Origin of the sequence: Streptomyces manipurensis, assembly GCF_049570255.1 — a bacterium.
Classification (GTDB): Bacteria; Actinomycetota; Actinomycetes; order Streptomycetales; family Streptomycetaceae; genus Streptomyces; species Streptomyces manipurensis.
The window spans coordinates 950,462-970,154 of the sequence record NZ_CP186950.1; the positions used below are offsets into that span (position 1 = coordinate 950,462).

Consider the following 19,693-nt stretch of genomic DNA (forward strand, 5'->3'; position numbering starts at 1 on the left):
TCTCACCGCTGTCGGATCGTTCGGAGCCGACGGTAACAGAAGGTCTAGACCAAATCCCGTCCGCGGGCCCGTTCCTGTGCCCCGGAGTGGTGGACGTACGCCGTGCTGCTGGGGGTGTCCTCGTACGTGCGGTGGAAGACCGGGGTCGCGGAGCCGGAGATCGGCGGCACGATCCAGGACCAGTCGGCGCCCACCTCGCGGCCCTTGCGTCCCTCGCGCTCCAGGTGCGACAGGAAGCGCCGGGACTCGGTGTGGTGGTCCGCGATGGTGACCCCGGCCCGGTCGAAGGAGTCCAGGACGGCGCGGTTGAGCTCGACCAGGGCGCGGTCCTTCCAGAGGGACCGGTCGCTGGAGGTGTCCAGGCCGAGGCGGCGGGCGACGGCGGGCAGGAGGTTGTACCGGTCGGTGTCGGCGAGGTTGCGGGCGCCGATCTCGGTGCCCATGTACCAGCCGTTGAACGGCGCCGCGGTGTAGTGGATGCCGCCGACCTCCAGGCACATGTTGGATATGGCCGGCACGGCGTGCCAGCGCAGTCCCCAGTCCGACCAGCCGGCCCCGTCCGGATGGTCGATGGGGACCTCCAGCACGGCGTCCGCGGGGGTCTCGAACCACCGGGGCTTGTCGTCGACCCCCTGGACCACCAGCGGCAGGAGGTCGAAGGGGGTGCCCGCACCGCCCGGCCAGCCGAGCCGGAGCAGGGCCCCGGTCAGCGGGGCGTTGCGGGCGTCGCCGACCGTGACGGAGGGGTGGTCGCCGTACCCCGCGTACCGCACCAGCTGCTCGCTCCAGATCAGCGGCCCGGGCCGGTGCTGGGTCTCCGGGGCGAAGACCGTGATGGTGGGTCGCACCCGGCCGCCGTTGGTGGCCTCGCGCAGGTGGTCGAAGCACTCGGCGGCGATGGCGTCCGCGTCGGCGGTCCCGCGCCGGTCGCGGACCCGCAGCGAGTTCCAGTAGAGCCGCCCTATGCACCGGTTGCTGTTGCGCCAGGCCACGCGCGCACCGTGGACCAGCTCCTCGGGGGTGTGCACGTAGGTCCCGGTGTCCGCCAGCTCGGCCCGCACGTCCGCGAGCCGGGTGCGCGGATCCCCGGCGCCCGGGTTCTCCCTGTGGAAGAGTCGGATGAACTCCTCTGCCGCCTGCCACACCTGAGCGGTGGTCGAGCGCTGTCGAAGGATTTCCATTCCGCCGGGGTACCCCCTGTCCGACCAGATCCACCCTGTACATGCCGGATGAATGTGCAATGAACAATGACCCGTTGTACCTTCCGCAGGTCAGCGACGTGCGGGCGACGGACCCGGAACACACCTCCGGGTGATCTTCGGCGATTGAGCTGCGTTCGGGACTCGAAGAGGCGTACGATCCGCTCCCGGTACGGGAGTTGAGGATGCGCTCGGCATATGCCCCAGCGGGTCCGCCCGGAAACGCCCGGGGCCGTCAGCGGCAGGACCGGCTCATGAACAGCGCCCCCTCCCCGGCGGACGCGGCGGCTCCGTAGAGCGAGGTGTCGAGACCGCAGAAGGCGAAGCCCATGGCCCGGTAGGCGTGCACGGCCGGCGCGTTGACCGAGCTGACCTCCAGCCACAGGTGTTCCGCGCCCCTCTCGCGGCCGAAGTCCGCCGCGCACTCCACCAGCGCGCGGCCGATCCCGCGACGCCGGTGGCCGGGGTCCACCTCGATGTCCTCGATCGTGAGCCGCCGGTTCCACGCGGCGTAGCCGACGGCGGCGTACCCGCGGATCCGGCCCCCGTCGAGGGCCACGAAGGTGCGGGTGTCGGCACCGGGGCCGGGGCCCGCGGCCGGCGCGAGGCCCTGCTCGTCGTGCTCCTCCGGCGGGAAGGGCCGGTACACCGGCGGGTCCACGGGGACCTCGCGGAGCAGGAAGCCGGAGCCGTCCTCGCCGGCCGTCACCTCGAAGACGGTGGCCGTGGTGAAGGAGCCGTCCAGGGCCTCGATGGCGCCGACGTCCTCGGGACGGGCCGGCCGGCAGACGATTCCGCCGGCGGAGCCGCGTGCGGCGTTCGCGGTGGTCATGGAATCCACGGTACGCAAAAAATCCCCCGGCGGAATTCGCTGCCGAGGGACGGGAAGGCGTATATTCAGGAGTTCGTGACTTCAATGGAACGTGAAGCCACGGGCAAGTTTACGAGGACATCGTATCGCGGCAGGAGTGGAATTGTCAACCGAGGAATTCCGGAAAGAGCAGCAATTCGTCACCGACCTCTATCGGCGCCTCGACGACCTGCGTGACCAGGCGGAACGGGCGGTGGAAGGGGCATTGCGGGACGTCGGCACCGGATTTCAGGCCCGGCTGGAGCGTGATGTCGTCGTCGGGGAACAGTCCGGTCTGCTCTCGGCCCTGAACGCCGGCGAGAACGGCCTGTGTTTCGGGCGCCTGGAGTTCTCGGACGGCCGGGACCACCACATCGGCCGGATCGGGATCCGAGCGGACGACACCGAACGCACCCCGCTGGTCCTCGACTGGCGTGCGGAGGTCGCACGCCCCTTCTACCTCGCCACGGGTCACACCTCCATGGGGCTGCGCCGCCGGCGCCACATCAGCACCCGGGGGCGCACCGTCACCGCCCTGCACGACGAGATCCTGGACCTGACCGATGCCGAGCGCACCGGTCACGAGGGGGCCGACGCGGACGCCGTGCTGCTCGCCGCGCTCGACGCCGCCCGGACCGGCCGCATGCACGACATCGTGCGCACCATCCAGGCCGAACAGGACCGGATCATCCGCTCCCCGCACCGCGGGGTGCTGGTCGTCGAGGGAGGGCCGGGCACCGGCAAGACCGCCGTCGCCCTGCACCGCGCCGCCTACCTGCTCTACGCCCACCGGGAGCTCCTCGCCCGGCGCGGCGTGCTGATCGTCGGACCGGGGCCCGCCTTCCTCGGCTACATCGGCGGGGTGCTCCCGGCCCTCGGCGAGACGGGCGTCCTGCTCTCGACGCCGGGCGAGCTGTTCCCCGGCGTCCACGCCACCGGCACCGACCGCCCCGGGGCCGCGGCGGTGAAGGGGCGTGCGTCGATGGCGGACGTCCTGGCCCGGGTCGTGGCGGACCGCCAGGCCCTGCCCGAGAGCGTGCCGGCGGGCGCGGGCGAGGAGTCCGACACGGTGCCGGAGGCGGCGCTGGAGATCGACCACGACGGCTACGGCACGCTCCTGCTCGACCGCACCATGGCGTACGAGGCCCGGGACCGGGCGCGCGCCACCGGCCTGCCGCACAACCTGGCCCGGCCCGCCTTCGCCTTCCGGATCATCGACGCCCTGACCGCTCAGCTCGCCGACCGGCTGGGGGCCGATCCGTACGGCGGTCCGAACCTGCTCGGCCCGGACGACGTGGCCCAACTCGGCAAGGAGATCGCGACCAGCCGTGCCGTGCACGCCGCGATCGAGACGCTGTGGCCCACGCTCACCCCGCAGCAGCTGGTGACGGACTTCCTGGCGGATCCCACGCACCTGCCCCCGGAGGACGCCGACCTCGTCCGCCGCCCGCCCTCGGCCCGGCCGGAGTGGACCCCGGCCGACGTACCGCTGCTGGACGAGGCCGCCGAGCTGCTCGGCGAGGACGACAGCGCCCGGCGGGCCGCCGAGGAGCGGCTGCGGGAGCAGCGGGTCGCCTACGCACAGGGCGTCCTGGACGTGTCGGCGGGCTCGGAGTCGTACGAGTTCGAGGACGAGGAGAGCGAGTTCCTCGCCGCCCACGACATCATCGACGCGGAGCGGATGGCCGAGCGGCACGAGGAGGCCGACCACCGCAGCACCGCCGAGCGGGCCGCCGCCGACCGCACCTGGGCCTTCGGGCACGTGATCGTGGACGAGGCGCAGGAGCTGTCGGAGATGGCCTGGCGGCTGCTGATGCGGCGCTGCCCGACCCGTTCGATGACGCTGGTCGGCGATCCGGCGCAGACCGGCGACGAGGCGGGCTGCGGCACGTGGGAGCGGATGCTCTCGCCGTACGTGGGCGAGCGCTGGGAGCTGGTCCGGCTCGGGGTCAACTACCGCACCCCGGCGGAGATCATGGACGTGGCGGCCGCCGTGCTGCGGGAGCGCGACCCGGCGTTCGAGCCGCCGCGGTCGGTCCGGGCGACCGGGGTGCGGCCCTGGTCACTGGCGGCGGGAGACCCGGCCGGGGCGGTCGCGGCGGCCGTGGAGCGGGAGGAGCCGGCCGAGGGACGGCTCGCGGTGATCGCGCCGCGGGAGCTGCACCCGGCCCTGGCCACCGTGCTGCCGGGCGCGGGGGCGGGCGCGGAACCGGACCTGACCCGGACGGTGGTCCTGCTGGACCCGCGGCAGGCCAAGGGGCTGGAGTTCGACACGGTGGTCGTGGTGGAGCCGGCCGACTTCGCGCCGAGCGACCTGTACGTGGCGCTCACCCGCGCGACGCAGCGCCTGGGTGTGGTGCACACCCCCGGCCGGCTGCCGGAGGGGCTGGCCGGGGGCGGGCTGGTCGAGCGCTGAGCGGCCCGACGGGACGGGCCCGACGCGTCAGGCGCTGACGACGTAGGGCGCCCGGGGGTCGGAGCCCAGCGGGGTGGCGAGTTCGGCGAGGGCCCGCTCCAGCCCGTGGAGGTGGGCGAGCGCCGGGCCGGCGGCGCCGGTGTGCGCCTCGGCGTCCCGTGCGGCGGCCGGCCCGTCGAGGGCGCGCTCGCCCGCCGTCAGCGCCCGTACGGCGTCCTCCACGCGCCAGCAGGCCGCGGCGAGGCGGGCGTCGTGGCCGGCGTCGGGGTCGGCGGCGACGGCCACCAGGCCGCGCACCTCCCGGGCGCAGTCGTCGAGCAGGGCGACGACCTGGCCGGCCCGGGCCTTGCGGCCGCGGAACGGGCTGAGCGGGTGGACCAGGGGTGCGAGCGCCATCCGGACCCGGGCCAGCAGGGCCTCCAGCTCGGCCGCGTGCGGGGCCGGGTCGGCCGTCGGGGACCCGGCGAGCCGGGCGGTGGCCTCGGCGGTGGCCGCGTGCACGCAGTGCAGGGCGCGCTGGATCCAGGCGTCGTTGGTGGCGTGGGTGGTGACGGGCAGGACCAGGACCACGGCCAGGGCCGCGCACACCGCGCCGACGGCGGTCTCCGCCAGGCGCAGTACGAGCAGCGCGGGATCCAGCACGCCGAGGAGGCCGTAGAGGAGCCCCGCCATCAGGGTGACGGCCAGCATCATCCAGCTGTACGAGACGGGGGCCGTGTAGAAGATCGCGAACACGCAGGCGGCGACGAGGACGGCGGTGGCGGCGGGCGCGCCGTCCAGCGGGATGGCGATCAGCACGCCGGCGGCGACGCCGACGACGGTGCCGAGCACCCGGCGGAAGCCGCGGACCAGGGTCTCGCCGCGCGAGGCGGTGTTGACGAAGATCCACCAGGTGGTGCCGACGGCCCAGTACCAGCGGTCCTCGGAGAGCACCTGCCCGATGGAGAGGGCGACGGCGCAGGCGAGGGTGGCCTGGAAGGCCTGGCGGGTGGTGGGCCGGGCCAGGCCCCGGCCGGGCAGCGGCGCGGGGGCGGCCGGCGGCGGGGTGCGCCGCTCGATGGGCCAGAGCAGGAAGCGCACGGCGGCGGAGGCGACCAGGGCCAGTCCCACGGCGGCGTACAGCTCGGGGAGCTGGCCGGGGAGGGCGTGCAGGAACTGCGTGATGAAGAAGTTCATGAACGCGAAGATCCCGAGCGCGTGTCCGCGCGCGACCCAGCGGCGGGCGTAGACCCCGCAGAAGACGACGAGGACGAAGGCGGCGTCGCGCAGCGGCGTGACGGCGTGCAGGGCCGTTGCCAGGGCGAGCACCGGGAAGCCGGCGGCGGGCAGCAGCGCGGTGGTGACCGCCTGGCGGCGCACGGTGGCGTCGGTGACGGTGAAGAGCGCGAGGAGGGCCGCGAGGCCCCCGGTGATGGAGGCGGTCAGGGAGAGACCGCACAGTTCGGCGAGGGCGACGGCGGCGGCGACGCCGACGACCGCGCGGGCCGAGGTCCTGAGCCGGAGGAGCCCCGGGTCCGGAGCTACGAACATCCTCTTCACAGCGGTGTGCCGCCCCCCTTGCAGTGGTGCGCGCCGTCCCGCAGGCGCCCGGGGGTGGTGGGCGGCTGACGGCACGGCGAAGGCGCCGCGGTCCGGATCCGGCCTCGTTGCCGTCCGGCGCTGCGCGGCGCCGTAAGTACATGGATAGGCCACAGATAAGCATCCGGAGGCCCAGTGGCTCAACTCGGGCCGTCATGACTGGTCCATTGGCACAGTCGCGCAGGGGTTCTGTCGGCCATGCACCCGCCAACGGTCCAGGGCCGCGCCCCTCCTCGCACGCGGCTCCGCACGGCCCTCGTACGGGGCCCCGCACGACCCTCGTACGGGTGACCACGCGCTGTTATCGTGCAGCGACCCGGTGGACCTGACCCGGACGACGTACGGAAGGGGCCGGCGTTGGCGCGCAAGGGGAAGTCCGGGGAGGCGGAGGCGTTCAGCCGGGCCGCCGTGGCGGTCTTCCGGCTGAACGGACGGTTCACCGCGGCCCTCGACCGGCTCGCCCTGCCCAGCGGTCTCAGCTCGGCGCGCTGGCAGGTCCTCAGCACGGTGACGGGCGAGTCCCTGTCGGTCTCCGAGGTGGCGCGGCGGGTGGGGACCACCCGGCAGAGCGTGCAGCGCATAGCCGACCTGCTGGTGCGCCAAGGCCTCGCGGTCTACCTGGACAATCCCGCGCACCGGCGGGCCAAACTGCTCACCGCCACCGAGCGGGGCGCGGAGGCGAAGCGGGAGATCGACTCCTGTCTGGCGGAGCTGGCCCGGCAGCTGTGCGAGCGGCTGGGCGGCGAGGACGAGATGCGGCGCACGGCCGAGGTGCTGCGCGGGCTGTCGGGCGCCCTGGCTGCGGCCGGAACCGACGACTCTGCGTGAGAATCGCGCCCACGTCTACCGCCGTACGGACAACTTGGCCTGAAAGCGCCGCCCGTTTTCCCAACTATTGACTGCACCGAGGAATCGTCTTTGCGGTACCGTTCGCGCCTGACGCGGGGGCTTCAGAGTGCGGGGGGACCTGTGAATAGGTTTGTCTTCAGACTGCTCGGACCACTGATCGTCCAGACAGATGACGGCCCTCTCCGGATCAACGGCCGGCGCCAGGCGACCGTGCTGTCGATGCTCGTCCTCTACGCCGACCGCGTCGTGTCGGTCGACACCCTGGTGGACGCGGTCTGGCCGGATTCCCCTCCGGCGACGGCGCGCAACCAGATCGCGATCTGCGTGGCCACCCTGCGCAAGACCTTCAAGCAGGCCGGGGTGACCGATCTGCTCGTCACCTCTCCCCCGGGCTACCTGCTCGCCAAGGGAGAGCACCGGGTCGACGTGCAGGAGTTCCTCGAACGGGCCGAGAAGGGCCGTGACGCGGCCCGGCGCGGACGGGCCGAGGAGGCATGCACCCTGTTCGAGGAGGCCCTCAGCATCTGGCGCGGATCGGCGCTCGACGAGACGCCCGGCTCCCGGCTGGAGGCCGAGGCGGTCCGGCTGGAGCAGATGAGGCTCACGCTGGTCGAGGAACGCGCGGGACTGATGCTCCAGCTGGGGCGGCACCGCGCCCTGACCGGCGAGCTCACCGAACTGGTGGCCCGGCACCCGCTGCGCGAGCAGTGCCGCGAGCACCTCATGCTGGCCCTGTACCGGTCGGGGCAGCGGGCCGAGGCCCTCGACGTGTTCCTCAACGGCCGCCGGTTACTCACCGAGCAGCTCGGGATCGAACCCGGTCCGGGGCTGCGGCAGCTGCACGACCTGATCCTGCGGGACTCGCCCGAACTGACCCGGCCCCCGGCCGTGGTGGCGCCCGCACCGACGGCCCTGCAGACCATCCCGGCGCAACTGCCCGCCGGGGTCATGGCATTCACCGGGCGGCAGCGCGAAATGGCTTCCCTGGACGGGCTCCTGAAGGAGCCCTACAACCCGCACACCCCGGCGCTGGCGACCATCGTGGGCGTGGGCGGGGTGGGCAAGACCGCCCTGGCGGTGCACTGGGCGAGCCAGGTCGCCGACCAGTTCCCCGACGGGCAGCTCTTCGCCGACCTGCGCGGCTACGACGAGGAGCACGCCCCGGTCTCCCCCGCCGCCGTCCTCGACCGGTTCCTGCGCGCCCTCGGGATCGGCGCACCGCAGATCCCGGCCGACGCCGACGAGCGGGCCTCGCTGTTCCGGAGCCTGCTCAGCACCCGCAAGACGCTGATCGTGCTGGACAACGTACGCTCCTTCCCCCAGCTCAGACCCCTGCTCCCGGGCGGCGGACGCAGCGTGGTGCTGGCCACCAGCCGGGAGAGCCTGGGCGATCTGACCGGCGACTACACCGCGCTCAGCATCCGGCTGCGGATGCTGGAGCCGACCGAGGCGACGGCCCTGCTCATCAAGCTCGCCGGCGCGGACCGGTTCGGCAGCGACCCGGTGGCGGTGGAGCAGCTCGGCGCGCTGTGCGACTGTCTGCCCCTGGCGCTGCGGATCGCCGGCGCCCGGCTGGCGGCGAAGCCCAACCTGAGCGTACGCAGCCTCGTGGAGCGGCTGCGCGACCAGCGGGGCCGGCTGGACGTGCTGAGCCCCGGTGAGGGCGGGGTCCGCGCCGGCTTCCGGCTGACCTACCGGGACCTGCCCGCGGAGGCGGCCCGGATGTACCGCCGTCTCGGGCTGCTGCGCACGGCGGACTTCGCCGCCTGGGCGGGCGCCGCCGTCCTGGACACCACCGTCTGGCACGCGGAGGAGCTGATCGACCAGCTGGTCGACGCCCAGCTGCTGGAGGTGGCCTCGGCCGATCCGGGCCGGGCCGCCCGCTACCGGTTCCAGGACCTGCTGCGGCTGTTCGCGCGCGAGCGGGCGGAGTCGGACGAGCCGGAGGGCGACACCGACGCCGCCCTCGAACGGGCCTTCGCGGCCTGGCTCTGGCTGGCCGAGGAGGCGCACCGCAGGATCGACGGGCGGCGGTTCCCGGTGAGCCGGGAACAGGCGCCCGCCCCCGACTTCCTGCGGGGGCTCGCCGACGAGCTGGTGGGCGCACCGATGGACTGGTTCGAATCGGAGCGCTCGGCGGTGACGGACATGGTGGCCCACGCCGCCGAGACGGGCCGGGCCTGGTACGCGTGGACGCTGACCCAGAGCGCGGTGCCGCACTTCGAGACGAAGAACTACCTGGAGGACTGGCAGCGCAGCGCCGAGCACGCGCTCGCCGCCGCCCGGCGCAGCGGGGACGAGCCCGGCGAGGCGACGATGCTGCGCAGCCTGGGCTCACTGGCGATCTACCAGCGGCGCTACGAGCAGGCCGAGGGCTGGAACAGGGCGGCGCTGCGGCTGCTGCGCAACACCGGTGACGTGGGCGGGGCCGCGCTCGCCCAGCGCAACCTGGCCATGTGCGCCCGGTTCCAGGGCGACTGGGCACGGGCGCTGGAGTACTGCGAGGAGGCCCTCAGCGGTTTCCACGCCTCGGGCGACACCGGGAACGAGGCCCACCTGATGGGCTTTCAGGCGCAGATCGAGCTGGACCGGGGCAACGTGGGCGGCGCCCTGCCGCTCGCGGAGCGGGCGGTGGCCCTCAGCCGGCGCACCGGGTCGGTGCGCGCGGAGGCGCAGAGCGTCTACCGGCTCGCCGAGGTACGGCTGCGTGCCGGGGAACTCGGCGAGGCGGGCGAGGCGTTCGAGGCGGTGCTGCGGCTCACCCGCGGGGAGGGCGACCGGGTCGGGGAGGCCCACGCGCTGCGGGGTCTCGGGCAGACGCAGTGGAGCCAGGGCCTGCTGCCGGCGGCGGGGGGAACGCTGCAGCAGGCCCTGGAGATCACGGATGAGCTGGCGGACCGGTTCCTGTACGCCCGCGTGGAGACGGACCTCGGGTGCGTGGACGCGCTCGGCGGTCACTGCGCCAAGGCGGCGGAGAGGTTCCGGCGGGCCTGCGCGGCCTTCGGGGAGGTGGGGGCGCAGCCCTGGCGGGCGCAGGCGGCCCGGCTGCTGGGGGCGGTGCAGGATGCGGCGGTGCAGGACGCGGGGCTCCCGCCGGGCGGTGGGGACGCCGTGGGGCTGCCGCATCGTTCCTTCACGCCGGAGGAGCTGACGGCCCTGCTGTCGGGCCCGGCGGACTAGAGCCTGTCCGGAACCCGGAACGGGAAGTACGGGGCGGCGTACCGGTCCGTGTGCGCCGGCCGTCGCGCGGGAAGTGCAGGAGTGTGCGGGGCGGGGGTCAGCCCCAGGGCATGTCGGCGTTGTACCGGGCCGAGCCGGGGTGCGCGGGGTCGATCGGCTTGACGACGCCCCAGGGCATGTCGTCGTCCGCGGCACCCGTACCCGTGGCGGCCAGCGCACCCCCCGAACCCGCGAACATCCCCGCCAGAACGACCAGGCAGGTGGCCGCGGTCTTCGCCGTCTTCGCCGTCCGGGTGCTCAGCATCTCGGATTCCCCTCTCGGTGGATCGTCACTGCCGCTCGCTGCGGCATGAAGGGAACAGTAGGGACGGCTCCTTTCTCTTCCGTGTTCCATCGATTTCGCGACCCGGTCCCCCATGAAATCGACACGATATCGAGGAGACAACGGCGTCCTCTAGCTTCGTTCGAAGATTCTTCCCATGAATCACGGATGGGGCGGTAGATGGAATTCCGAGTGCTCGGGCCAGTAGAGGTACGTCAGGACGGCCACCGGGCCGCGTTCTCCGGGGCGAAGCTCCACACCGTGCTCGCGGCGCTCCTCCTGGCCCGCGAAGAGGTGGTCTCGGACGACCGGCTGTGCCGGCTGCTGTGGGGCTGGGCGCCGCCGGCGACGGTCAGCGCACAGCTCTACACCTACATTTCGCGACTTCGCAAGATTCTCGGCGACGGAGTTTTGATCGATCGAAGGCCGCCTGGATATGCCATGTGCATCGGTAATGCGAGCTTCGATCTCAACGAATTCGAGAAACTGGCGCTCGACGGCCGCGAGGCCCTGGTCAACGAGGACTTCGAAAAGGCCGGTGAGCTGCTGCGCGACGCCCTGGCCCGGTGGAACGGCCAGCCCTTCGCCAACGCCACGGAATACCTCGCCGACGCCGAGGCCCCGCGGCTGATGGAGGCCCGGGCCGTCACCCTGGAGCACCGGATCGCGGCGGACCTCGCCCTCGGCCGGCACGAGCAGGTCACCGGCGAACTCACCGGCCTCGTCGCGGAGTTCCCGCTGCGCGAACGCATCCGCTGCCAGCTGATGACGGCCCTGTGCAGGTCGGGCCGGCAGGCCGACGCCATCCACCTCTACCACCACGGCCGGGCGGTGCTCTCCGACGAGCTGGGCGTGAACCCGGGCGAGGAACTCCAGGCCACCTACCGCGCCCTGCTGGAGGGCACCCTCGACCGGCGGCCCCGCTCGGCCGCCGCCGCGGGCTCCCGCGGCCGGCCCCGGCCCACGAGCCCGCCCGCGCCCGCCCCGGCCATGCTGCCGCCGGACACCGTCGACTTCACCGGCCGGGAACCCGAACTGGACCTGCTCTGCCGCGCCCTGGCCCCCGACCCGCAGGGCGCCGGACGGCCGCGCCGGGTCCTGGTGACCGGGATGGCCGGCCTCGGCAAGACCGCGCTGGCCGTCCACGCGGCCCACCGCTGCCAGCGGCACTTCCCCGACGGTCAGCTGTACGCGGACCTGCGCGCCGCCGACGGGACCCCGCGGCACCCCACGCGGGTGCTGCGCCGGCTGTTGCGGGCCCTGGGCCCGGCGGACGACGTGCCCGTCGCGGACGACCAGGACCAGCTGGTGCGCCTGTACCGGGAGCGGACCCGCGGAAGACAGCTGCTCATCGTGCTGGACAACGCCTCCGGGGCCGCCCAGCTCGGGCCGCTGCTGCCCAACACGCCGGAACCGGCGGTCCTGGTCACCGGACGCACCGCCCTGCCGACCGTGGCCGGAGCACACACCGTGGCCCTCGCCCCCCTGGAGCCCCACGACTCCCTCGAACTGCTCGCCGCCGCGGCCGGCCCGGCCCGGGTGGCGGCCGCGCCCTGCGCGGCGTCCACGATCGTCGAGCACTGCGCCGGCCTCCCGCTGGCCCTGCGGATCATAGGGACGCGGATCGCCGCACGGCCGCACTCCACGCCCGACCGGATCGCCCGCAGGCTGGCGGATCCCGTCACCCGGCTGCGGGAGCTGCACTCGGGCGACCTCGACGTGCACGCCTCGCTGCTGCCGTCCTGGCGCGCCCTGGACCCGGAGGTGCGGGCCGCGTTCCCGGCGCTGGCCGGGCTGGGCCCGCAGCCGTTCCCCGCGGTCCGGGCGGCGGCCCGCATGGACCTGCCGGAACCCGAGGCGGAACGGCTGCTGGAGGCGCTCGCCGACGCGGCCCTGCTGGAGGTCAGCGGCGCCGACCAGTGGGGCCGGCCGTGCTACCTGTTCCACCCGCTCGTGCGGCTCTTCGCGCTCTCCCTGGACGAGCGTGCGCCCGCGCCGGGCTCCTCCGGCGGCCGGCCGGAGCATAACCGGCGGCTAACCCGCCGGCCCTAGCCTCGCCCTGCCCCGCAGCAGGGCACCCCGGCCCCGCACCGTCCCCGGGCCCATCCGTCCCGGGCCCCGCACGCCCACGGCCCGTACCACCGAATGGAGTTGGACCATGACCGAGCTCCTGCCCGCTCGCGCGGACAGTGCCGCGTCCTTCCCGATGACCGAGACGCAGCAGGCACTGATGATCGGGCGAGGCGAAGCCGTCGAGCTGGGCGGTATCGGCTGCTACGGCTACTTCGAGTGGGAGCGCGCGGGCCTCGACCCCGAGCGTTTCGCCACCGCGTGGCGCAAGGTCGTCGCCCGCCACGACATGCTCCGCGCGATCGGCAGCACCGACGGCACCCAGTGGGTCCCGTCGGACCCCCTCCCCTTCGACATACCGGTCGTCGACCTGCGGCACCTCTCGGAGGACGCCGCGCGCGACCACCTCGCCGCGCTGCGCGAGGAGATGAGCCACGTCGTCTTCCCGGTGGGCAGCTGGCCGCTGTTCGACCTGCGGATCATCCGGCTGGGCGGTCCCGAGGACCTCGGCCGGGTCCACCTCGGGATCGACCTCCAGGTGCTGGACGCCTCCAGCGCCTTCCAGGTGCTGTTCCCCGAGCTGGTCGACCTGTACGAGGACCCGGACGCCGAACTCCCGCTGCCCGGGATCGACTTCGCCGAGTACGCCCGCTGGCGCGCCGACGCCCTCCCGCACACCGAGGCCTTCCGCGCCGCCCGCGACTACTGGGTGGAACGCGTCCCGGACCTGCCGCCGGCCCCGACACTGCCGTCGGGCGGGCCCGGCGGTGGCGAGAAGGACGGCGAGGTGCGCTTCGACCGGCGCGAGCACCGCCTCTCCCCCGCCGAGTGGCAGCGCTTCGCCGAACGGGCCCGGGAAGCCGGACTGACCCCGTCGGTGCTGCTCACGGCCGCCTTCGCCGAGGTGGTCAGAGCCTGGGCCGAGGAGACCGACTTCACGATCAACTACCCGGTCTTCCAGCGGCCCGCGGTGCACCCCGGCATCACCGGGGTGCTCGGCGACTTCACCAACGCCGTGATGCTCGCCGCCGACGGCTCGGGCGCGACCTTCCTCGACCGGGCGCACGCCCTGCGCGACCAGCTCGCCCGCGACGTGGAACACGGCTCCTTCAACGGCGTCCGCGTGCTGCGCGAGCTGACCCGGCTGCACGGCGTGGGCGCCCAGGCGGGCATGCCCGTCGTCGTCACCAGCCTGCTGGACTACCCCGTCCGCAGGCCCGTCACCGACCTGGGCCGGGAGGTGTACTCGATCTCGCAGACCCCGCAGGTCTCCCTGGACGTGCAGCTGCGCGAACTGGCCGGTGAGCTGCGCGTCATCTGGGACTTCGTCGACGGGGCCTTCGCCCCCGGGTTCATCGACGCCGCCTTCGGGGTGTACGTGGACCTGCTCGAGCGGCTCACCGACGACCCGGACAGCCTGCACACCGCACGCTTCGACCTGATCCCGCCCGCCGAACGGGAACTGCGCCGGCGCGTGAACGACACGGCCGGGCAGATCCCGTACGTCACCCTGCACGAGCTGTTCGCCCGGCAGGCCGATCTGACGCCCGACGCCGAGGCCGTCGTGGACGCCGGCCGGAGGCTGAGCTACGCCGAACTGGCCTCCTACGCCTGGCGGATCGGCCGGACGCTGCGCGAGCACGGCGCGGCCCCCGGCGAACTGGTCGCCGTCGTCATGGAGAAGGGCTGGGAGCAGTACGCCGCCGTCTACGGGATCCTCGCCGCCGGCGCCGCCTACCTGCCGCTGGACCCGTCCGTCCCGCCGGAGCGGCTGCGCCGGCTGCTCGCCGGGGCCAAGGTCGACCGGATCCTGACCCAGTCCTCGCTGGAGTCACGGATCAGCTGGCCCCCCACGGCCCGCCGCTACCGCGTGGACAAGGACTTCGAGACGGGTGACGCCACCCGGCCCGACACCGCGCAGACCCCCGCGGACCTCGCGTACACGATCTTCACCTCGGGGTCGACCGGTGAGCCCAAGGGGGTGATGGTGGACCACATCGGCGTGGTCAACCTGATCCGCGACGTCGCCGCGCGCTTCGCGGTCGGCGAGCGGGACCGGCTGCTGGCCATCTCGGGGCTGCACTTCGACGCCTCGATCTACGACGTCTTCGGGGTGCTGACACAGGGCGGGACCGTGGTGGTGCCGCCGCCGTTCGAGCATGCCGAGCCGGACGTGTGGGCCGACCTGGTAGAGGCCGAACGGGTCACGCTGTGGAACTCGGTACCGGTCCTGATGGAGCTCCTGGTGGGCGAGGCCGAGGTGCGCGAACGCCGCGGCGGCGGCCGTCCACTGGAGTCCCTGCGGCTGTCGGTCCTCTCCGGCGACTGGATCCCGCTGACCCTGCCGGACCGGCTGCGGGCACAGAGCCCGCGCATCGAGGTGGTGGGCTCCGGCGGCCCCACCGAGACGATCTGCTGGTCGCTGTTCCAGCCGATCGGCGAGGTGGACCCGTCCTGGACGAGCATCCCGTACGGCAAGCCGATCACCAACCAGCGGTACTACGTCGTCGACCGGGAGGCCCGCGAGCGCCCGCTCGGGGTCGTCGGCGAGATGGCGGTGGCCAGTGACGTCGGCCTCGCGCTCGGCTACTGGGACGACGAGGAGCGCACCGCCAGCCGCTTCGTCCGGCTCCCGGAGACCGGCGAACGCGCCTACCTCACCGGCGACCTGGGCCGCTACCTGCCGGACGGCAGCATCGAGATCCTGGGCCGGGACGACTTCCAGGTGAAGATCCAGGGGCACCGGATCGAGCTGGGCGAGATCGAGGCCGTGCTGCGCCAGGACCCGGAGCTGGAGGCCGCCGTGGTGGTGGCCCCCGCCAGCGCCCACGGGGTCCGGCGGCTGCACGCCTACGTCGTCCCGCGGCCCGGTGCGGACATCGTCACGTCCGCAGGGGTGCTGGAGCGGCTCGCCGCACAGCTGCCCGGTTACATGGTGCCGTCGGCGCTGACCCTGCTGGAGCGGCTGCCGCTGACCCGCAACGGCAAGGTCGACCGGCTGGCGCTGGCCTCCTCCGCCGGACAGCAGCAGGCCGAGGGCGACGGAGCGCGCGAGGGCACCGACGAGCCGGCCGGTGCGCTGGAGATGGTGCTGTGCGCGGCCGTCGCCGACATCCTCGGCCTGGACGGGGTGGCTCCCGGCGACAACTTCTTCAGCCTGGGCGGCGATTCGCTCAGCGGGACCCGGCTGGCCGGGCTGCTCAAGGAGCTCCTCGGGGTGCCGGTGCCCGTGAAGACCGTCTTCCAGAACCCGGTGGTGGCCGACCTGGCCGAGCGGATCGCCGCGGACGAGCAGCACGGTGCGGAGGCGGTCGCGGCCGCCGAGGCCTTCGGCGCGCTGGACGGGGACGAGCCCGACGGGACGGACACGGCCCGTGCGCAGGGCTGAGGACACCGACCGCCGCCACAGCACGGTCATCACGGACGATTCCGAGAGGGGACAGTCATGAGTCTCACCCTGCCCGCGCCCGTCACCGACCCGCCGTCCAGGGGCGGACTCCAGGACGGGGCGGACCGCTCCGCCGACCCCGACCTGGTCGACTTCGCCGCGCACGCCAACAGCCGGCTCAGAGAGCGCGACGGGGCCCTGTACACGCTGCTGGCCCGGGAGTCCGCGCGCCAGCGAGACACCCTGATGATGGTCGCCGCCTCCAGCGTGGCCGACCCGTCCGTCCTGGCCTGCGAGGGCAGCGCCCTCGGCAACCTCACCGCGGAGGGGTACCCGGGCAACCGCTACCACGCCGGCTGCGGGATCGCCGACGAGATCGAACGCCTCGCGATCGCACGGGCCTGCGCCGCCTTCGGGGCGCAGGACGCGATCGTGCAGCCGCACTCCGGCTCCTCGGCGAACCTGGCCGTGATCACCGCGCTGCTCGGCCCGGGCGACAGCCTGCTCGGTCTCGACCTCGACTGCGGCGGCCACCTCACCCACGGCTCCCCCGCCTCGGTCACGGGCCGCTACTACCGGGCCCACGGCTACCGAGTGACCCCCGACGGACTGCTCGACTACGACCAGATCCGCGAACTGGCCCTGGAACACCGCCCGAAGCTGATCGTGTGCGGGGCGAGCGCCTACCCGCGCAGCATCGACTTCGCCCGCTTCCGCGAGATCGCGGACGAGGCCAACGCCTACCTCCTGGCCGACATCTCGCACATCGCGGGCCTGGTGGCGGCCGGCCTGCACCAGAGCCCGGTCGACCACGCCCACGTGACCACCACCAGCACCTACAAACAGCTCTACGGCCCGCGCGGCGGTCTGATCCTGCTGGGCCGGGACGCGCGCAGGGCGGGCCCGGAACGCGGCACCCTGGCGGCGACCCTGCGCCGCGCCGTGTTCCCCTTCACCCAGGGCACCCCGGACCTGGCGTCCGTGGCGGCCAAGGCGCGGGCGCTGGACTTCGTGGCGAGCCCGGACTTCGCGGAGGTCGCCAAGCGGCTCGCCGACGGGGCGCAGGCCATCGCCGAACGGCTGCTGGACCGGGGCTTCCGCCTGGTCACCGGCGGCACGGACACCCACATGGTGCTGCTGGACCTGCGCGGCACCGGTGTCACCGGGGACGTCGCGGAAGAGGCCCTGGAATCGTGCGGGATCGTCGTCAACCGCAACCGGGTCCCCGGTGACACCACCCCGGTCCGGGTGACGGGCGGCCTGCGGCTGGGCACCAACACGCTGGCCGCGCGCGGGATGGACCGGACCGTGGCGGCGGAGTGCGCCGATCTGGTCGCGGACGTCCTCGCGGCGCTCGCGGCGGGCGGCGTGCTGCCCGGCGCGCTGCGCGACCGGGTGCGCACCCGGGTCTCCGAGCTGTGCGCGGCCCACCCCCTGCCGGGGTACCTGCCGTGACCTTCAGCGGCTTCCCGCCCTCGGCACTGCGCCTGTACGAGGACCTCGCGGCCGACAACAGCAAGGAGGCGTGGCGGCTGCGCCACCGCGAGCGGTACGAGCGCGACGTACGTGCGCCGATGGAGGAGCTGGCCGCTGAACTGGGCACGGAGTTCGCGGAGTCGGCCGGACCGGGCGGGGTGCAGGTGCTCGGCCCGGTCCGTGACACGCGGATGTCGCACGACAAGTCCCCCTACAAGACCTACCAGGGCGCCTATCTGGACCTGCTGCCCTGCCTGGGCGTGTGGGTGCACGTGGACCGGGAGGGCCTCTACGCCTCCGGCCGCTGGTACCCGTACGCCGGGGCCGAGGTCGCCCGCTACCGTGCCGCCGTCGAGGAGGAGGACAGCGGCTCGGAGCTGGCGGCGATCACCGGCCGGCTGGTGGAGCAGGGCTTCGTCCTCGGCGGGGACCGGCTCAGGTCCCGGCCGCGGGGGGTGCCCGCCGACCACCCGCGGCTGGACCTGCTGCGCCACCGCAAGATCGACGCGGGGCGCCGCTTCGGTCCGGCCGACGGCCTGCACACGGCGCGCGCCGCGGAGCTGGTGCGGGAGACCTGGCGGCTGGTGCGGCCCCTGCTGGACTGGGCGGCGGCCCGCGAGCTCACCCCACGGCCCCGCGAACGAGGAGTTGACGAACCGTCATGACCATAGGGTCTTTCGACACGGCCGGCCCGGCCGATCTGCGCAGCGACACGGTGACCCGGCCCGGTCCGGGCATGCGGGCCGCGATGGCCGCCGCCGAGGTCGGCGACGACCTCTTCGGGGAGGATCCGACCGTCCGCGCGCTGGAGGAGCGGCTGGCCGGCCTCTTCGGTTTCGCGGGGGCGCTGTTCACCCCCTCCGGGGTGATGGCCAACCAGATCGCCCTCCAGCTCCTCGTGCGTCCGGGCGAGGAGCTGGTCTGCGACGCGGAGGCGCACGTCCTGGCGCACGAGGAGGCCTCTCCGGCCCGCTACGGCGGCATCCAGACCCGTACGGTGTCGGCCGACCGCGGGGTGATCACCCCGGCCCTGCTGGCGGGCGTGGTCCGGCGCGGGAACCCGTACACCCTCGGCACCCGTGCGGTGGAGGTGGAGCAGACCCACACCCGGGCCGGGGGCACCGTCCATCCGCTGGAGACGCTGCGTGCCGTGCGGGAGCTGACGGCGGACCTGGGGCTGGCCGTACACATGGACGGGGCCCGGATCTGGAACGCCATGGCGGCGACCGGGACCCCGGCCCGCAGTTACGGGGAGACCGCCGACTCGCTGTCCGTGTGCCTGTCGAAGGGGCTGGGAGCGCCGGTCGGGTCGGTGCTCCTGCTGCCGCCCGAACACCTGCCCAGGGGGCGGAAGTTGCGCCACGGCCTGGGCGGGGGCATGCGCCAGTCGGGCATCCTGGCGGCTGCGGGGCTCTACGCCCTGGACCACCACACGGAGCGGATCGCCGAGGACCACGAACACGCCCGGCTGCTGGCCGCCGGGCTGCGGGACGCGGGCTTCACCGTGCGCCCGCCCGAGACCAACATCGTCCTCGTCGACGTGCCCGGCGCCGACCGGGTCGTCGCACGGGCCGCGGAGGAAGGAGTGCTGGTGACCGCCCCGGGGCCGGACACCGTCCGGCTGGTCACCCATCTGGACGTCGGGCGCGAGGCGTGCCGGCGCGCCGTCGAGGTGCTGGCGGCCGCCCGGACCGAGATCGTCACCCGGGCGCGGATCACCGCGCCCGCGGGACACCTGTAAGAAGCGGAAGAGAGCGAAGTAGCAGCATGAGTTTAGAAGTTCGGCCCGCCACCGCGGACCTGTGGGACGACGTCCGCACGGTGCTCCAGCCGAAGAAGAGCGCGCACACGTGCTGGTGCATGGCGTGGCGGCTGACGACCGGCGAATACGGGCGGATGACCGCCGAGGAGCGCGGGGAGCACCTGCGCACCCTGACCGAGAAGGCCGATCCGCCGCCGGGGGTCCTCGGGTTCCTCGACGGCGAGGTGGCCGGCTGGTGCAACGTGGCACCGCGCCGCCGGCTGGACCGGCTGACCGCCTCGAAGACCATCACCCCGGTGGACGACCTGCCCGTCTGGTCGGTGACCTGCTTCGTGGTGCGCAAGGAGCACCGCGGCAAGGGGGTCGCCTCCGGCCTGCTGGAGGGGGCCGTCGAGCACGCGCGTGCGCACGGCGCCCCCGCCGTGGAGGGCTATCCGGTGGACCCGGAGGGCGGCCGGGTGAACCCGACCCTCGCCTACGTGGGGACCATGGACATGTTCGAGCGTGCCGGTTTCCGCCGGGTGCAGCGCACCGAGGCGAAGAGCGACAAGCGCCACCGCTGGATCGTCCGCCGCGACCTGGTCTGAGACCGGGACGGCGGTA

Annotated in this window: 13 protein-coding genes; 9 read left to right on the plus strand and 4 right to left on the minus strand. The window is 73.8% G+C overall.

Annotation, left to right across the window (positions count from 1 at the left end):
* Window positions 1–44 precede the first annotated feature (44 nt).
* Both ACPU2J_RS04540 and ACPU2J_RS04545 read right to left on the minus strand, forming a co-directional pair.
* On the minus strand, window positions 45–1,181 hold the full coding sequence (locus ACPU2J_RS04540) for a nitric oxide synthase oxygenase (protein WP_420081633.1): 1,137 nt from the start codon (window positions 1,179–1,181) through the stop codon (window positions 45–47).
* A gap of 253 nt (window positions 1,182–1,434) precedes the next feature.
* On the minus strand, window positions 1,435–2,031 hold the full coding sequence (locus ACPU2J_RS04545; RefSeq protein WP_420081632.1) for a GNAT family N-acetyltransferase: 597 nt from the start codon (window positions 2,029–2,031) through the stop codon (window positions 1,435–1,437).
* A 142-nt stretch (window positions 2,032–2,173) separates the two neighbouring features.
* Here ACPU2J_RS04545 and ACPU2J_RS04550 point away from each other — a divergent pair, with 142 nt between their 5' ends.
* Window positions 2,174–4,465, plus strand: coding sequence for a HelD family protein (locus ACPU2J_RS04550; RefSeq protein ID WP_420081631.1), 2,292 nt, complete (start codon window positions 2,174–2,176; stop codon window positions 4,463–4,465).
* Window positions 4,466–4,492: 27 nt separating this feature from the next.
* Here the strand turns inward: ACPU2J_RS04550 and ACPU2J_RS04555 are convergent, their stop codons facing one another.
* Entirely contained in the window at window positions 4,493–5,995 is a 1,503-nt protein-coding gene (locus ACPU2J_RS04555) for an FUSC family protein (RefSeq protein WP_423832803.1), read from the minus strand.
* 405 nt (window positions 5,996–6,400) lie between these two features.
* On the opposite strand from ACPU2J_RS04555, the gene ACPU2J_RS04560 reads away from it, so the two are divergent.
* Both ACPU2J_RS04560 and ACPU2J_RS04565 read left to right on the plus strand, forming a co-directional pair.
* A complete protein-coding gene (locus ACPU2J_RS04560) occupies window positions 6,401–6,871 on the plus strand; it encodes a MarR family winged helix-turn-helix transcriptional regulator (RefSeq protein ID WP_361599544.1) in 471 nt (156 codons plus the stop codon).
* Window positions 6,872–7,012: 141 nt separating this feature from the next.
* A complete protein-coding gene (locus ACPU2J_RS04565; protein ID WP_420081629.1) occupies window positions 7,013–10,072 on the plus strand; it encodes an AfsR/SARP family transcriptional regulator in 3,060 nt (1,019 codons plus the stop codon).
* A gap of 97 nt (window positions 10,073–10,169) precedes the next feature.
* On the opposite strand, the gene ACPU2J_RS04570 is transcribed toward ACPU2J_RS04565, so the two are convergent.
* On the minus strand, window positions 10,170–10,376 hold the full coding sequence (locus ACPU2J_RS04570; RefSeq protein ID WP_361599538.1) for a hypothetical protein: 207 nt from the start codon (window positions 10,374–10,376) through the stop codon (window positions 10,170–10,172).
* A gap of 198 nt (window positions 10,377–10,574) precedes the next feature.
* Here ACPU2J_RS04570 and ACPU2J_RS04575 point away from each other — a divergent pair, with 198 nt between their 5' ends.
* The 6 genes from ACPU2J_RS04575 to ACPU2J_RS04600 all read left to right on the plus strand — a co-directional run bounded on the left by ACPU2J_RS04575 (window position 10,575) and on the right by ACPU2J_RS04600 (window position 19,677).
* Entirely contained in the window at window positions 10,575–12,446 is a 1,872-nt protein-coding gene (locus tag ACPU2J_RS04575; protein ID WP_423832804.1) for a BTAD domain-containing putative transcriptional regulator, read from the plus strand.
* Window positions 12,447–12,552: 106 nt separating this feature from the next.
* A complete protein-coding gene (locus ACPU2J_RS04580; protein ID WP_420081627.1) occupies window positions 12,553–15,852 on the plus strand; it encodes a non-ribosomal peptide synthetase in 3,300 nt (1,099 codons plus the stop codon).
* A gap of 57 nt (window positions 15,853–15,909) precedes the next feature.
* Entirely contained in the window at window positions 15,910–17,307 is a 1,398-nt protein-coding gene (gene glyA / locus ACPU2J_RS04585) for a serine hydroxymethyltransferase (RefSeq protein ID WP_420081626.1), read from the plus strand.
* A complete protein-coding gene (locus ACPU2J_RS04590) occupies window positions 17,304–17,993 on the plus strand; it encodes a DUF2461 domain-containing protein (RefSeq protein WP_420081625.1) in 690 nt (229 codons plus the stop codon). The genes glyA and ACPU2J_RS04590 overlap by 4 nt, the downstream gene beginning before the upstream one ends.
* Window positions 17,990–19,069, plus strand: a complete 1,080-nt coding sequence (locus ACPU2J_RS04595) for a threonine aldolase family protein (protein WP_420081624.1) — start codon at window positions 17,990–17,992, stop codon at window positions 19,067–19,069. Before ACPU2J_RS04590 ends, ACPU2J_RS04595 begins: the two co-directional genes overlap by 4 nt.
* 26 nt (window positions 19,070–19,095) lie before the next feature.
* Window positions 19,096–19,677, plus strand: coding sequence for an N-acetyltransferase family protein (locus tag ACPU2J_RS04600; RefSeq protein WP_423832805.1), 582 nt, complete (start codon window positions 19,096–19,098; stop codon window positions 19,675–19,677).
* Window positions 19,678–19,693: the final 16 nt, after the last annotated feature.